Origin of the sequence: Hansschlegelia plantiphila (genome assembly GCF_027922265.1) — a bacterium.
Lineage (GTDB): Bacteria > Pseudomonadota > Alphaproteobacteria > Rhizobiales > Methylopilaceae > Methylopila > Methylopila plantiphila.
Genome location: NZ_BSFI01000004.1, coordinates 363,273 through 377,372, shown reverse-complemented (window position 1 = coordinate 377,372; position 14,100 = coordinate 363,273). Strand labels below are relative to the sequence as shown.

The window sequence follows — 14,100 nt, the reverse complement described above, 5'->3', positions numbered from 1 at the left end:
GCGTCGGGCGCGTCCGTCGCCGACGCGACCTGCAGAAACCATTCCTTATCCGCCCGTCGCCTCCAACGTCCGCGACCTTCTCTCACACGGGAAGACGGGAGGCTGCGGCCGCCTGTTGGTCTCCTTCGCCAGGACCGCATATCGTTTCGCCCATGACAGCGAACCTCGAACCTGGATCCCCCTACCCGCTCGGCGCCACCTGGGACGGGCTGGGCGTCAACTTCGCGGTGTTCTCGGCCAACGCCGACCAGATCGACCTCTGCCTGTTCGATCCGTCAGGACGGCGCGAGATCGCGCGCGTCGCGCTTCCCGAGCGCACCGACGAGGTGTTCCACGGCTATCTGCCGGACGCGCGCGCCGGGCTGCTCTACGGCTTTCGCGCGCACGGCGCTTACGACCCGCAGCACGGCCAACGCTTCAATCCCAACAAGCTGCTGCTCGATCCCTACGCCAAGCAGATCGCGGGCGAGGTGCGCTGGTCCGACGCGATGTTCGGCTACCGCCTGAACAGCCCGCGCGCCGACCTGTCCTACGACCGCCGCGACAGCGCGCCCGGCATGCCGAAGGGCGTGGTGGTCGACGGCGCCTTCAACTGGGGCGACGACCGGCCGCCGCGCACGCCCTGGGACGAGACGGTGATCTACGAGGCGCATGTCCGCGGGCTGACGATGCTGCGGCAGGACATCCGCGCGCACGAGCGCGGCACCTTCGCGGCGCTCGCGAGCCCCGTGATGATCGAGCACTATAAGCGCCTCGGCGTCACCGCCGTGGAGCTCCTGCCGATCCACGCCTTCGTGCAGGACCGCGTGCTGGTGGAGAAGGGCCTCAGGAACTACTGGGGCTACAACACGCTCGCCTTCTTCGCGCCGGAGCCGCGCTACCTTTCCGACGGCTCCCTGAATGAGCTGAAGGTCGCGGTGCGCCGGCTGCATGCGGCGGGCATCGAGGTGATCCTCGACGTCGTCTACAACCACACCGCGGAAGGCAGCGAGGAAGGGCCGACGCTGTCGTTCCGCGGCCTCGACAACGCCAGCTACTATCGGCTGGTGCAGACCGACTGGCGCTACTGCGTCAACGACACCGGCACCGGCAATACTGTGAATCTCAGCCATCCGCGCGTGCTGCAGATGGTGATGGATTCGCTGCGCTACTGGGTCGAGGCCTACCACGTCGACGGGTTCCGGTTCGATCTCGGCGTCACGCTCGGCCGCGAGGCGCACGGCTTCGACCCCGGCTCCGGCTTCTTCGACGCCATCCGGCAGGATCCGGCGCTCCAGCGCGTGAAGCTGATCTCGGAACCCTGGGACATCGGCCCCGGCGGCTACCAGCTCGGCCATCACCCGCCGGGCTTCGCCGAATGGAACGACAAGTTCCGTGACTCCATCCGCAGGTTCTGGCGTGGCGACAGCGGCCAGCGCCCGGAAGTCGCGGCGCGGCTCGCAGGCTCCAGCGACCTGTTCGATCGGCGATCGCGCAGGCCCTGGGCGTCGATCAACTACGTCGCGAGCCACGACGGCTACACGCTCGCCGACACGACCGCCTACGTCGATCGCCACAACCTCGCGAACGGCGAGGACAACCGCGACGGCCATGGCGAGAACTATTCTTCGAACTGGGGCGTGGAGGGACCGACCGACGATCCCGAGATCAAGCCGCTCCGCGCGCGCCTCGCCCGGGCGATGCTCGCCACGGTGTTCTTCGCCAACGGCTCGCCGATGCTGCTCGCGGGCGACGAGTTCCAGCGCACCCAGGGCGGCAACAACAACGCTTACGCCCAGGACAACGAGACGTCGTGGATCGACTGGCGGCTCGCCTCGACCGAGGGGGGCGAGGCGCTGACGGCCTTCGTGGCGCGACTTATCGCGCTGCGACGCGCCCATCCGGTGCTGCGCTCCAAGCGATTCCTGCACGGTCGGGAGGAGCCCTTCCCCGGCGTGCTCGACATCGCCTGGTTCGACGAAAGCGGCGCTCCGATCAGCTCGGAGGCGTGGAACGACCATGATGAGAGGACGTTAATGCTGCGCCGGGCGGAGCGCCGCGCCGACGGCGCCGTGCCTATCCTCACCCTGATGCTAAATCCGACCGCGGAGGATCGCGTTTTCACTCTTCCGCCCCCTGCGCTTTCGACCGTGCTGCTGATCGACAGCGCGCGGCCCGAGGCTCCGGAACGCGTGATCGAGCAAGACGCGATAACCGTCGCGGCCCAGAGCGCCGTGCTCGGCCTCTCCCTTGCGTCCGCCCAGCCGGCGAAGCGCCGGCAGACGCATGCGCCTGGAGATTGATGATTTTGACTGCGAGTTTTGAACGACGCCTCCCCTTCGGCGCCGCCTTTTCCGATTCCGGCACGACCTTCCGCTTCTGGGCGCTCGCCCACGCCGAGGTGCGCCTGGAAATTCGCGACCGAGACCCCGTGCTGATGGAGCGCGACGCGCAGGGCTGGTTCTCAAAGACGATCGAAGCTCCCGCAGGCGCCCGCTACCGCTTCCATCTGCCGGACGGGCTGAGCGTGCCGGACCCCGCCTCCCGCTTCCAGGACGGCGACATCCACGGCTGGAGCATCGTGATCGATCCGGCGCGCTATGACTGGAAAACCGCGGACTGGAAGGGCCGGCCCTGGCACGAGGCCGTGGTCTACGAACTTCATGTCGGCTGCTTCGGCGGCTTCAACGGCGTGGCCGAGGCGCTGCCGCTGCTCGCCGAACTCGGGATCACCGCCATAGAACTGATGCCGATCGCCGATTTCCCCGGCGCGCGGAACTGGGGCTACGACGGCGTGCTGCCTTACGCTCCCGACGCCGCCTATGGCTCGCCGGAAGAGCTGAAGAGCCTCATCGACCAGGCTCACGAGCTCGGGGTGATGATGATCCTCGACGTGGTCTACAACCATTTCGGACCGGACGGGAATTACATCCCCGCCGCCGCTCCGGAGTTCTTCCGCGAGGACCTGCACACGCCGTGGGGCGGAGCGATCGACTTCCGTCTCCCGGAAGTGCGCAGCTACTTCACCGAGAACGTGCTCTATTGGCTGGAGGAGTACCGCTTCGACGGGCTGAGGCTTGACGCGGTGCATGCGATTTCCGAGCAGGACTGGATCGACGAAACCGCGGCCGCCGTCCGCGCGAGCGAGAATGGCCGCCATCTGCACCTCATCCTCGAAAACGAGTTCAATCAGCAGAGTCACCTCGCAGGCGAGGTCGACGCCCAGTGGAACGACGATTTCCACCACGTCTTTCACGTGCTGCTGACGGGCGAGCGCGAAGGCTATTACGAGGACTTCGTCGAGGACACGGCGGGCAAGCTCGCCCGCACGCTGCAGGACGGCTTCGTCTACCAGGGCGATCCGTCCCCGCATCAGAACGGCAAGCCGCGAGGCACGCCGAGCGACCATCTTCCCCCGACCGCCTTCGTCAGCTTCCTGCAGAACCACGACCAGATCGGCAACCGCGCCTTCGGCGACAGGCTGACGACGCTCGCCCCGCCGGAGGGCGTCGAAGCCGCGACCGCCGCGCTGCTGCTGTCCCCCCACATCCCGATGATCTTCATGGGCGAGGAGGTGGCGAGCGAGACTCCCTTCCTGTTCTTCACCGACCACGAGCCGGAACTCGCCGAGGCCGTGCGGAACGGACGGCGCAAGGAATTCGCCAAGTTCGCGGCCTTCGCCGGCGCCGAGATCCCGGACCCGAATGCGGTGACGACCTTCGAGAATTCGATCCCCGAGCCGCACTCCGAGCGGGCGGAGGCGCGCACCGCCTTGTTCCGCAAGCTGCTCGCGATCCGCGCGGCGAAGATCACGCCGGGCATTCCGGGCTGCCGGTCCGCCGGCGCGGACGTGGTCGGCGAGAAGGCCGTCGTCTCGCGGTGGACGATGGGCGACGGCGCGAAACTGACCCTCGCGATCAACCTCGCCGATAGTCGTGTTCCTCTGCCCAGCCTTGAGGGCACCGTGCTGTTTGAATCCCCCATCGGCGCAGCTGACGCCGCGCGCTCCGGCAGCCTGCCCGGCTTCTCCACCGTCGCTTTGCTGGAGCCAGCAGCTTGAGCCAAGACGACGCCGTTCGTGACCTCGCCGCGCGCGCCGGGTTTTCGGTTCATTGGACTGATCAGGCAGGCCAATCCCGCACGGTGACGCCCGAGACGCTTCGGCGGCTGCTCTCGGCGCTTGGGCTCGGCTGCGACAGCGAGACCGAGACCCGCGGGTCGCTGGAGCGGCTGAGCGAGATCGCCGGCGCGCCCGCAGCGCTCGTCACGGCGACCGTCGGCCACACGGTCCCGGTTCCCGGAAAGCCCGGAACGGCGGCGCGCCTGATCCGCGAGGACGGCGAGACCTTCGACGTGATCCTCGGCGACGCCGGAGACGGCCGCGCGCTGATGCGGCCCATCCTGGAGGCGGGCTATCATCGGCTTGAGACCAGGGACGGCGGGGTCACGCTCGCCGTCGCCCCCCCGCGCGGCCGCAGCATCGTCGACGCGGCGAGCGGGCGCCGGATGTGGGGGCTCGCCGCTCAGGTCTACGGCCTCACCCGCAGAGGGGATGGCGGGATCGGCGATCTCGGCGGCGTCGCGACGCTGGCGGAGACGCTCGGCCGCGCCGGCGCCGACGCGCTGGCGCTCAGTCCGCTGCACGCCGGCTTCACCGCCGACCCGCACCATTTCGGACCATACTCGCCGTCGAGCCGGCTGTTCCTGAACGCGCTCCACGCCGACCCGGATTTCCTGTTCAGCGAAGACCGGGTCGAGGAAGCCTCGCGCGCCGCCGGCGTCGCGGACATCCGCCGCGCTCTGGAATCGGCGCCGCTGATCGACTGGCCGGACTCCGCCCGCGCCAAGCTCGCCACCTTCCGCAAGCTGTTCGAGAGCTTCCGCTCCGTGGAATGCGCGGAGAGCGGGCGCGGCAGGCTCGCCATGGATTTCGACGCGTTCCGCGCCGAAGGCGGCGACCTGCTCGAGCGGCATGCGCGCTTCGAGGCGCTGCACGCCGCGCGCTTCGGCGCGGACATGCGTCAGTGGGACTGGCGGAGCTGGCCCGAGGCCCTGCGCGACCCGCAGAGCGCGGCGGTCGCAGAGTTTTCGTCGGAACACGCGGGCGAGGTCGACTTCCACGTCTTCCTGCAGTGGATCGCCGACCGATCCTTCGCCGCAGCGCAGAAGGCCGCGCGCGACTCGGGCATGGCGATCGGCCTGATCTCCGACCTCGCGGTCGGCATGGACGCCGGGGGCAGCCACGCCTGGAGCCGGCAGCAGGATGTGCTCGTGGGCCTCTCCGTCGGCTCGCCGCCCGATCTGTTCAACCCGAACGGCCAGGCCTGGGGGCTCGCCACTTTCTCGCCGATCGCGCTGAAGACATCCGGCTTCGCGCCGTTCCTTGCGACCTTGCGCGCCTGCATGAAGAACGCCGGCGGCGTCCGCATAGACCACGCGATGGGGTTCGCGAGGCTGTGGATGGCGCCGGAGGGCGCGAAGGCGACCGAGGGCGCCTATCTCGCCTTCCCCGTGGACGACATGCTTCGTCTCACGGCGCTGGAGTCGCTGCGCAACGAAGCGGTCGTCGTGGGCGAAGATCTCGGCACGGTGCCGGAAGGCTTCCGAGAGCGGCTGGCGGAGGCCGGCGTCGCGGGCATGCGCGTGCTGCAGTTCGAGCGCCACGAGCGAAGATTCTTCCCGCCCTCCTATTACCCGGCGGACGCGCTCGCGATGACGACGACGCACGACCTGCCGACCACGGCGGGGTGGTGGTCCGGCGCCGACATCGATCTGCGCGCCTCCGTCGCCGGCGGCCAGTTCGGCGAGACCGCAGCGAACGACCGGCTGGAGCGCGAGCAGGAGCGGTCCGCGCTCTGGCGCGCCTTCGTCGCGGCGGACGTCGCCGCGGGCGATCCGCCTGCGCCCGACGCGCCGGACGTGGTCGTGGACGCCGCGGTGGCGTTTCTCTCGACGACGCCGTCGAAGCTCGTGCTGCTGCCGATGGAGGACGCGCTCGGCCAGCTCGAACAGCCGAACCTTCCCGGCACCCTCGACGAGCATCCGAACTGGCGACGGCGGCTGCCGAACCCGGCGCCGGACATGCTGGCGGAAAGCGCCCCGGCCGCGAGGCTCAGGACACTGAACAGGAGACGCGACGCGTGACGCATCCGCAGGATCCCGCAAGCCCGCCGCGCGCGACGATGCGCCTGCAGTTCCACAAGGATTTCCCGTTCTCGAAGGCGATTCCGCTCGCGCCCTATCTGCGCGAGCTCGGGATCAGCCACCTCTATTCCTCGCCGATCCTGACCGCCCGCGCCGGCTCGATGCATGGTTATGACGTCGTCGACCCGACGACGGTGAACCCCGAGCTCGGCGGCGAGGAGGGTTTTCGCGAACTCGTCGCGGCGTTGCGGGCCGAGGGGCTCGGCATGATCGTCGACATCGTGCCGAACCACATGGCGGTCGGCGGCGACGACAACGCCTGGTGGCTCGACGTGCTGGCGCATGGCCGCGGCAGCCGGTTCGGGCACTTCTTCGACATCGACTGGACGCCGGCCGATCCCGCCCTGCACGGCAAGATCCTCGTGCCGACGCTCGGCGTGTCCTACGGCGAGGCGCTCGCCTCCGGCGACCTGAAGCTCACCCATGAGGGACGGCGCGGCGGCCTGGCGCTGCGCTACGCCGACCACCTGTTCCCGCTGCGGCCGGAGGACCGGCAGGAGGTCGAGACCAACGGTCTCGACGCCTATGACGGGACCTCCGAAGAGGGCCGCGCGAGGCTCCATACGCTGCTCGAAAAACAGAACTGGCGGCTGGCGTCCTGGACGGTGGCGGGCGACGAGATCAACTGGCGCCGCTTCTTCGACGTCAACGAGCTCGCCGGTCTCCGGATCGGCGACCCCGCAGTGTTCGAGGCGACCCACGAGTTGCTGCTGAAGCTCTACGCCGAGGGCCTGATCGACGGTTTCCGCGTCGACCACATCGACGGGCTCGCCGACCCCCGGCTCTATGCGCGCCGCCTGCGCGAGCATCTGGAGGCCGCGCAGAGCGCACGTCCGGGCGCTCTCGCCAGTCAGCCCGCCTATCTGGTGATCGAGAAGATCCTCGGCCCCGGCGAAAACCTTCCGACCGACTGGAAGGTCGACGGCGCGAGCGGCTACGATTTCATGGACGACGTCAGCGCGCTGCTGCACGCCGCCTCGGGCGACGAGAAGCTCTCGGCCTTCTGGGCGGAAATTTCCGGCCGGCCGTCGGACTTCCACGTCGAGGAGGAGACCGCGCGCCGCGAGATCCTCGACCGCTCGTTCTCAGCCCAGCTCGATCAGGCGACCAACGCCCTGCATGCGCTGGCGCGGCTCGACTACCGGACGCGCGACACGCCGCGCGCCGCCATCCGCCGCGCGCTGATCGAGCTTCTGGCGCACTTCCCGGCCTACCGCACCTATGCGTCGCCCGATCGGGGCCGCACCGAGGCCGACAAGCCGATCTTCGCCCGCGCGCTGGAGAAGGCGCGCGCCTCGATCCTGCCGGCCGACGCGCCCGTGCTCGACCTGCTCGACGGCTGGCTCGGCGGCGAGGTCGGCCCCGCCGAGCAGCTCGCGGCCAGAGACCGGGCGATCCAGCGCTTCCAGCAGTTGTCCGCGCCCGTCGCGGCCAAGGCCGTCGAGGACACCGCCTTCTATCGCTACGGCAAGCTGCTCTCGCGCACCGACGTCGGCTTCGACGTCGCGACGTTCTCGATCGACGTGCCGACCTTTCACGACAAGATGGCGGCGAAGGCGAACACCTTCCCCAACGCGATGCTCACCACCTCGACCCATGACCACAAACGCGGCGAGGACGTGCGCGCCCGGCTCGCGGTGCTGAGCGAAATTCCCGACGAGTGGATCGCGGCCGTCACGCGCTGGCGGGAGGCCGCTGCGCCGTTGCGGGGCGCCGACGCGCCGTCGGCGGCCGACGAGCAGATCCTGTACCAGACGCTGGTCGGCGCCTGGCCGCACGACCTGTCGCCGAACGACACTGAGGGCTGCAGGGCCTTCGCCGAGCGCCTCGCGCGCTGGCAGCAGAAGGCGCTGCGCGAGGCGAAACTCCAGACCGACTGGTCGGCGCCGAACGAGCCTTACGAATCCGCCGCGCAGGGCCTGCTGACGAAACTCCTGACGGAGCCGGACCTGCCGCTCCGCGCGGACATCGCCGCATTCGCCGCCCGCATCGGTCCGGCGGGGGCGGCGAACGGCCTGCTCCAGACCTTGCTGAAGCTGACGGTCCCTGGCGTTCCCGACGTCTACCAGGGCACCGAGTTCTGGGATCTGACGCTGGTCGACCCCGACAATCGCCGGCCGGTCGATTACGCCGCCCGCGAAACGACGCTCGCGGCAGGCGCCGCCGCCATCAAGGCCGCGGGACGCTGGCATGACGGCGCCGTCAAACAGGCGGTGATGGCCGCCGCGCTCGCCGAGCGGGCGAAGCGGCCGAAACTGTTCTCTGAGGGCGACTATCTTCCCCTGGGATCGAGCGGGCCGATCGCAGGCCACCTGGTCGCCTTCGCCCGCCTTCGGGACACGGAGGCCGCGCTCGTCATCGGGCTTAGGACGGTGGCGGGCCGACTCGCGCCGGCCCCGTCGCTACTGTTGCGCGCCGAACTGTTGCAGGACGATCACGTCACGCTTCCGAACACGCTGGAGGGCGCCAAGATGATCGATCGACTGACCGGCCGCGCCATCACGCTTTCCCCCAAGATGCTCTTGGCCGATCTGCTGCAGTTGCCGGTCGCGTTCCTGACTGCGGCGGACTGACCTAGCCTATCCGCCTATGTCTTTTGCTGCGATTCATGGTTTTCTATGTCGGTCGACAAACGACGCGCGACCGCAATTGCGCCTAACGGGGGCGCCCGGCGGGTCGGGAGTCGACGGGGTGTGACCCATGGACTCGCTGAGTTTCTCAGTGTCCCGCCAGGACGCGGAACTTCTCGGACAGGCCCTCGACGTCTACGCCACGACGCTGATGTGCGCCCCTCTGGGCCTCGGCCTCGAAATGCTGGTCGCCGTGCGCGGCCTGCGCGAGCGCCTCGACGAGACCTCGGCCCGGCAGGACGCGGTGCGCGAGGCGGCGGAAGACGACGACGGCAACGTGGTGATCTTCGCCCGCGCCTGAACCGGACCGCCGGCTACGACTTTGCAACGCAGCTTTCCCGCCGCCAAACCGGGCGCGCGCGTTGAGACCGCCCTTCGGGCTTCATCAGGATGAGACGCCGGCGACGATCCGCCGGAGGCCGTGGGCCGCGCCCGCGTCGTCATCCAGCCGAAATCAGAACCACGACTGGGACAAGCCCGGCAGCTCCCGTACGTCTGGGCCCCGGCGCTTCGGGCCGGGGGACGGCGGTCGTTTCGGCGTGAAACGGGCGCGCTAACGCGACGTCCCACCCCGCGCGCGCCGGGCGCAAAGCTTGGCTCTTCAAGAGCACAAGCGCGCCATAGAGAGTCCGTCAGTGCTCCGAGTAGGTCTCGCCAGCCTTGCCGCCAACGCGGCGGAAGCCCTCCGTCGCGCGGGGGTCGTTGCGGTCCAGGTTCAGCGCCTGGGCGTAGGAGGCGCGCGCATTGTTCGTGTCGCCGCGCTTCTCGAACGCCAGACCGCGGCCGACCCAGGCGTCGACATATTTGGGATTGAGCGTCCGCGCGGTGTTGAAGTCGTCGATCGCGGCGTTGACGTCGTTCTGCGCGAGATAGCTCATGCCGCGCCCCACATAGGGCTCTGCCGCCGTCACCGAGATCGCGGTCGCCTTGGTGAAGTCGTCGATCGCGTCCTCGTTGCGGCCCTGCGCCTGGTGAATCAGGCCGCGGTTGTGCCAGGCCTGCGCGTTGTTCGGGTCGGCCTTGATCGCGCTGTTGTAGTCAGAGAGCGCGTCGTCGATGCGGCCCGTCTGCCGGTAGAGGTTGCCGCGCCCGACATAGGCCGCGGCGTAGCCAGGATCGACCTCGATCGCGCGGTTGTAGTCGGCGAGCGCGGCGGCGTTGTTCTTCTGCGAGCGGTAGGCCAGCGCGCGGTTGGCGTAGGCCTTGGCGAACGAGCCGTTGAGCTGGATGGCGCGGTTGAAATCGCCGATCGCGTTGTCGTACTGGCCGAGCCGCGCATAGGCCGAGCCGCGCATGTTGAGCGCTTCGGGATCGGTCGGATTGGCGTTCACGACCTGGGTGAGCGACCCGAGGTCGGACTGACGCGCGGCGTAGACGTCCGGGTCGACGGAGCGGCCGCCTCCGCCGCCCATCGTGTCGCAGGCTGCGACGGAGAGCGCCGCGAGGGCGATGACGCCTGCGCGGCTCAGCAGCTTGGACATCTCGCGACCGTTCATTGACCCCACCGCCTTACCGCCGATTGCAGCTTACGCCCGTCAGACATAGGGCGATTGCGGCAGGATTGGGATTTCCCGAAGCGAAATCCGGGCGAACCCCGCCGATGGGCCGCGCAAGACGCAAAAACGCCCGCCGGCGTTGCCGGGCGGGCGCACTGTTCGCTCCTCGCCGCGACGGAGCGCGGGAGAATTCAGCGAATCACTTCTTCTTCGGCGCCGGGAGCAGGCCTTCGCGCTGGGCGCGCTTGCGGGCCAGCTTGCGCGCGCGACGGACGGCCTCGGCCTCCTCGCGGGCGCGCTTCTCGGACGGCTTTTCGTAATGGCCGCGGAGCTTCATTTCGCGGAAGATGCCTTCGCGCTGCATCTTCTTCTTGAGGGCCTTGAGGGCCTGGTCGACATTATTGTCGCGAACGAGAACCTGCACGTCGTGCCTCGGGTTGCAATTCGGGGTCGGCGGAACGGGCTCCGCGAGCGGGCCCAAAAACAACAAGGCGACGCACACGTTGCCGCGCGCCGCCTATCCCGTCGATGGATAGCAAAGGGCGAGCCCCTTGTCCATGCGAAGAAAAGCGCCATACGCGGGCGCGCGGGCCGCCGTCACTCGACGCGCGTGACATGTCCCATCTTGCGGCCCGGCTTCGGCTCGCCCTTGCCGTAGAGGTGAACGGCGGTCCCGGGCTCCGCCAGCAGCTCGCGCCAGCGGTTGGCCTCGGCGCCGAGAAGGTTGGTCATCGTCACCCGGCCACGCGTGGTCGTGGCGCCGAGCGGCCACCCGGCGATCGCGCGGACATGCTGCTCGAACTGGCTGGTCGCCGCTCCCTCGATGGTCCAGTGTCCGGAATTGTGCACCCGTGGGGCGATCTCGTTGACGACGACGCGCTCGCCGGTCGGTCCGTCGACCAGGAACATCTCGACCGCGAACACGCCGACATAGTCGAGCGCCTGCGCGATCTTGCGGGCGATCGCGATGGCGGAGGCCGCGGTCTCCGGCTTGACCGCCGCCGGAACATGGGAGGAGCGCAGGATGTGGTTCTCGTGGCGGTTCTCGACGATGTCGAACGTCGCGAAGCCGCCGTCGCGGCCGCGCGCGGCGACCACCGAAACCTCGGCGCGGAACGGCACGAAGGCCTCGAGGATCGCCGGCTGGCCGCCCATCATCTGGAGCGCGGCGTCGAGCGCGACGCCTTCGCGCACCAGCGTCTGGCCCTTGCCGTCATAGCCGAAGCGCCGTGTCTTCAGCACCGCGGGACGCCCGACGGCCGCGACCGCCGCCGCCATGCTGGCGCGGTCGTCGACGGACGCGAAGTTCGGCGTCGGCAGGCCGAGATTGCGCAGGAAGGTCTTCTCGGTCAGCCGGTCCTGCGTGGTCGCGAGAGCCTTCTCGCCGGGAAACAAGGGCTTGTGCTGCGCCACCAGCCGCGCGGTCTCGGCGGGCACGTTCTCGAACTCGTAGGTGACGACGTCGACGCTCTCGGCGAACATCGCCAGCGCCGTCTCGTCCTCGTAGGGCGCGACGGTGCGCTCGGCCGCGACGTCGAAGGCCGGGCTGTGCGCGTCCGGCGCGTAGATGTGGACCTTGAGGCCGAGCGGCGCCGCGGCGAGCGCGATCATGCGGCCGAGCTGGCCGCCGCCGAGAACGCCGATCGTGGCGCCGGGAGAGAGTGGCGCTAGGGCCATCGTGGTCATGAGCCTCCGACTGGAGCGTCGGCGACGCCGTCGGTCTGCGCCTGGCGCCAGGCCGCAAGACGTGCGGCGAGACGGTCGTCGGTCAGGGCGAGCACGGAGGCCGCAAGCAGCGCGGCGTTGACCGCGCCGGCCTTGCCGATCGCAAGCGTTCCGACCGGCACGCCCGCCGGCATCTGGACGATGGAGAGCAGGCTGTCGAGGCCCGACAGCGTGCTCGACTGGACGGGCACGCCGAAGACCGGCAGCGGCGTCATCGAGGCCACCATGCCCGGAAGATGCGCGGCGCCGCCCGCGCCGGCGATCACGACGCGAAAACCCTCCGCCTTCGCGCCCTTGGCGAAGGCGACGAGGCGATCCGGCGTGCGGTGTGCGGAGACGATGCGCGCCTCATGCGCGACTTCGAGCTGCTGCAGGGTCTCGGCGGCGTGGACGAGCGTCGCCCAGTCGGACTGGCTGCCCATGACGATGGCGACAGGCGCAGGCTCGGCGCGGACATCCGCGACCATCTAGGCATGCTCCAGGACGGGTGAGACGATGGGTCGACCATAGGCGCCGCCCAGGCCGCAGGCAAGGCGGACAGCCTCGTCCGATCGTCGCGCCGAAGGGGTCCGCCGCAGCCCTGTCACGCGATGATGTCGGGGGTGAGCTGGTCCTCGAGGAAGGCCACGCGGTCCTTCAGGCTGAGCTTGCGCTTCTTCAGCCTCTGGACGGCGAGCCGATCGGTGGAGCCCAGGCGCTCGAGCGCTTCGATCGCATTGTCGAGGTCGCGATGCTCTTCGCGAAGACGAGCGAGCTCTTCTCGGGCCGCCTGCTCCTGGACCCGCCTCTCCTCGTCTCGCCCCGCCATAGACCCCCGTCCGTCAACGCCACAAATGTCAGGTCGCGATTATCGCCGCCGACGCGAAGACCGGCAAGGCTCGCCCCGACGAAGTTGGTCAACCTCGCACGCGGAGGTGAAGCCGTCCCGCCCATCTTCGTTCGACAGCCGCCCGCTCTCGTGACATGCTCCCGGGGTCGATCTTAACAAAGGGAGACGTGCCGAATGTCGATGGAGTCACATATCGCCGAGCTCGAGAAAAAGCATCGCGCGATCGAACGTGAGATTGAAGTCGAACTCACGCACCCCAGCACCGACGAAGTCAAAGTCTCGTCACTTAAGCGGAAGAAACTCCGCATCAAAGACGAAATGACACGATTGCAGCCACTGGCGCCGACGATCCACTGATCGTCCCACATTCCCCTAGGTATCGAGTCCGCGCCGTCGACCATTGTGGCCGGCGGCGTTTTCTGTTTCCGGGCTGTCGCAGGCCCGTCTGACGGCGTGCCCCCGGCCGATCAGGTCCGCGGCTCGCCGGACGACGCCGGCGAGCTGCGCCGCGTCGTCAGCGAACCACGACCTTGGTGCCCACCGGCACGCGCTCGTAGAGGTCCTGGACGTCGAAATTGATCATCCGGATGCAGCCCGAGGACATCGCCTTCCCGATCGTCAGCGGCTCGTTGGTGCCGTGGATTCGGAACAGGGTGTCCTTGCCGTCCTTGTAGAGATACATCGCCCGCGCGCCGAGCGGGTTCTCCGGACCGCCGGACATGCGAAGCGGTAACTCCGGCCGGCGCTGCAGCATCTCGGGCGGCGGAACCCAGTCCGGCCATTCCTGCTTGGCGCCGACCTTGGCCTGGCCGGTCCAGCCGAAGCCCTCCTTGCCGACGCCGACGCCGTAGCGCATCGCCCTGCCGTCCGGCTCGACGAAATAGAGGAACTTGGAGCCGGTATCGATCACGATCGTTCCCGGCGCCTCGCCGGTCGTGTCCACGACCTCCTGCCGCCGATACTCGACCGGGAGCGCCGACGGATAGGTGGTCGCCATCGCGGCCGCGATCGGATCGGAAGACGGCGCGGTGGAGCAGCCGGAGACGAGTGCCGCAAGGGCCATGGCCGCGGACGCCAGACAGGCGCGCGCAAGGCCGATCGACGCTGACTTCATTACATACCCTGACGCTTAAAGCGCGCCCGGGGCGTCGCCGCCGGTCGCGGAGGAGCCTCGCGACTCCCCATTCCCCCATGCAGGTTAAACGCGCGACTTCAGCATGCGTGAGCGCGTTTGCGT

The 14,100-nt window shown here is 69.1% G+C and carries 12 protein-coding genes; 6 read left to right on the top strand and 6 right to left on the bottom strand.

Features of this window, described 5'->3' with window-relative positions:
• Positions 1 to 152: 152 nt before the first annotated feature.
• The 5 genes from glgX to PKE75_RS05090 all read left to right on the top strand — a co-directional run bounded on the left by glgX (position 153) and on the right by PKE75_RS05090 (position 9,114).
• Positions 153 to 2,282, top strand: a complete 2,130-nt coding sequence (gene glgX, locus PKE75_RS05110) for a glycogen debranching protein GlgX (RefSeq protein WP_271167614.1) — start codon at positions 153 to 155, stop codon at positions 2,280 to 2,282.
• Entirely contained in the window at positions 2,282 to 4,039 is a 1,758-nt protein-coding gene (gene treZ / locus PKE75_RS05105; RefSeq protein WP_271167613.1) for a malto-oligosyltrehalose trehalohydrolase, read from the top strand. The genes glgX and treZ overlap by 1 nt, the downstream gene beginning before the upstream one ends.
• Positions 4,036 to 6,123 (top strand): 4-alpha-glucanotransferase, encoded by a 2,088-nt coding sequence (malQ, locus tag PKE75_RS05100; protein WP_271167612.1) that lies wholly within the window; start codon positions 4,036 to 4,038, stop codon positions 6,121 to 6,123. The genes treZ and malQ overlap by 4 nt, the downstream gene beginning before the upstream one ends.
• Positions 6,120 to 8,756, top strand: coding sequence for a malto-oligosyltrehalose synthase (gene treY / locus PKE75_RS05095; protein WP_271167611.1), 2,637 nt, complete (start codon positions 6,120 to 6,122; stop codon positions 8,754 to 8,756). The genes malQ and treY overlap by 4 nt, the downstream gene beginning before the upstream one ends.
• Before the next feature lie 148 nt (positions 8,757 to 8,904).
• On the top strand, positions 8,905 to 9,114 hold the full coding sequence (locus PKE75_RS05090; RefSeq protein ID WP_271167610.1) for a hypothetical protein: 210 nt from the start codon (positions 8,905 to 8,907) through the stop codon (positions 9,112 to 9,114).
• Positions 9,115 to 9,445: 331 nt separating this feature from the next.
• On the opposite strand, the gene PKE75_RS05085 is transcribed toward PKE75_RS05090, so the two are convergent.
• The 5 genes from PKE75_RS05085 to PKE75_RS05065 form a co-directional block, all read right to left on the bottom strand.
• Positions 9,446 to 10,294, bottom strand: coding sequence for a tetratricopeptide repeat protein (locus PKE75_RS05085; protein ID WP_271167609.1), 849 nt, complete (start codon positions 10,292 to 10,294; stop codon positions 9,446 to 9,448).
• A 214-nt stretch (positions 10,295 to 10,508) separates the two neighbouring features.
• Positions 10,509 to 10,733 (bottom strand): 30S ribosomal protein S21, encoded by a 225-nt coding sequence (gene rpsU / locus PKE75_RS05080; protein WP_271167608.1) that lies wholly within the window; start codon positions 10,731 to 10,733, stop codon positions 10,509 to 10,511.
• A 173-nt stretch (positions 10,734 to 10,906) separates the two neighbouring features.
• Positions 10,907 to 11,986, bottom strand: coding sequence for a 5-(carboxyamino)imidazole ribonucleotide synthase (locus PKE75_RS05075; RefSeq protein WP_271167607.1), 1,080 nt, complete (start codon positions 11,984 to 11,986; stop codon positions 10,907 to 10,909).
• A 5-nt stretch (positions 11,987 to 11,991) separates the two neighbouring features.
• Positions 11,992 to 12,501 carry a 5-(carboxyamino)imidazole ribonucleotide mutase gene (gene purE, locus PKE75_RS05070; protein WP_271167606.1) on the bottom strand — a complete coding sequence of 170 codons (510 nt, stop codon included), beginning with the start codon at positions 12,499 to 12,501 and terminating at the stop codon, positions 11,992 to 11,994.
• Between the two features lie 116 nt (positions 12,502 to 12,617).
• Positions 12,618 to 12,842 carry a YdcH family protein gene (locus PKE75_RS05065; protein WP_271167605.1) on the bottom strand — a complete coding sequence of 75 codons (225 nt, stop codon included), beginning with the start codon at positions 12,840 to 12,842 and terminating at the stop codon, positions 12,618 to 12,620.
• A 195-nt stretch (positions 12,843 to 13,037) separates the two neighbouring features.
• On the opposite strand from PKE75_RS05065, the gene PKE75_RS05060 reads away from it, so the two are divergent.
• A complete protein-coding gene (locus PKE75_RS05060; protein WP_271167604.1) occupies positions 13,038 to 13,220 on the top strand; it encodes a YdcH family protein in 183 nt (60 codons plus the stop codon).
• 157 nt (positions 13,221 to 13,377) lie between these two features.
• Here the strand turns inward: PKE75_RS05060 and PKE75_RS05055 are convergent, their stop codons facing one another.
• Positions 13,378 to 13,926 (bottom strand): L,D-transpeptidase, encoded by a 549-nt coding sequence (locus PKE75_RS05055; protein ID WP_271167603.1) that lies wholly within the window; start codon positions 13,924 to 13,926, stop codon positions 13,378 to 13,380.
• Positions 13,927 to 14,100: the final 174 nt, after the last annotated feature.

Coding starts and splice junctions, on each gene's coding strand:
- PKE75_RS05060 (WP_271167604.1), top strand. CDS start 13,038: ATGTCGATGGAGTCACATATCGCCGAGCTCGAGAAAAAGCATCGCGCG.
- glgX (WP_271167614.1), top strand. CDS start 153: ATGACAGCGAACCTCGAACCTGGATCCCCCTACCCGCTCGGCGCCACC.
- PKE75_RS05075 (WP_271167607.1), bottom strand. CDS start 11,986: ATGGCCCTAGCGCCACTCTCTCCCGGCGCCACGATCGGCGTTCTCGGC.
- PKE75_RS05055 (WP_271167603.1), bottom strand. CDS start 13,926: ATGGCCCTTGCGGCACTCGTCTCCGGCTGCTCCACCGCGCCGTCTTCC.
- treZ (WP_271167613.1), top strand. CDS start 2,282: ATGATTTTGACTGCGAGTTTTGAACGACGCCTCCCCTTCGGCGCCGCC.
- PKE75_RS05065 (WP_271167605.1), bottom strand. CDS start 12,842: ATGGCGGGGCGAGACGAGGAGAGGCGGGTCCAGGAGCAGGCGGCCCGA.
- PKE75_RS05085 (WP_271167609.1), bottom strand. CDS start 10,294: ATGTCCAAGCTGCTGAGCCGCGCAGGCGTCATCGCCCTCGCGGCGCTC.
- purE (WP_271167606.1), bottom strand. CDS start 12,501: ATGGTCGCGGATGTCCGCGCCGAGCCTGCGCCTGTCGCCATCGTCATG.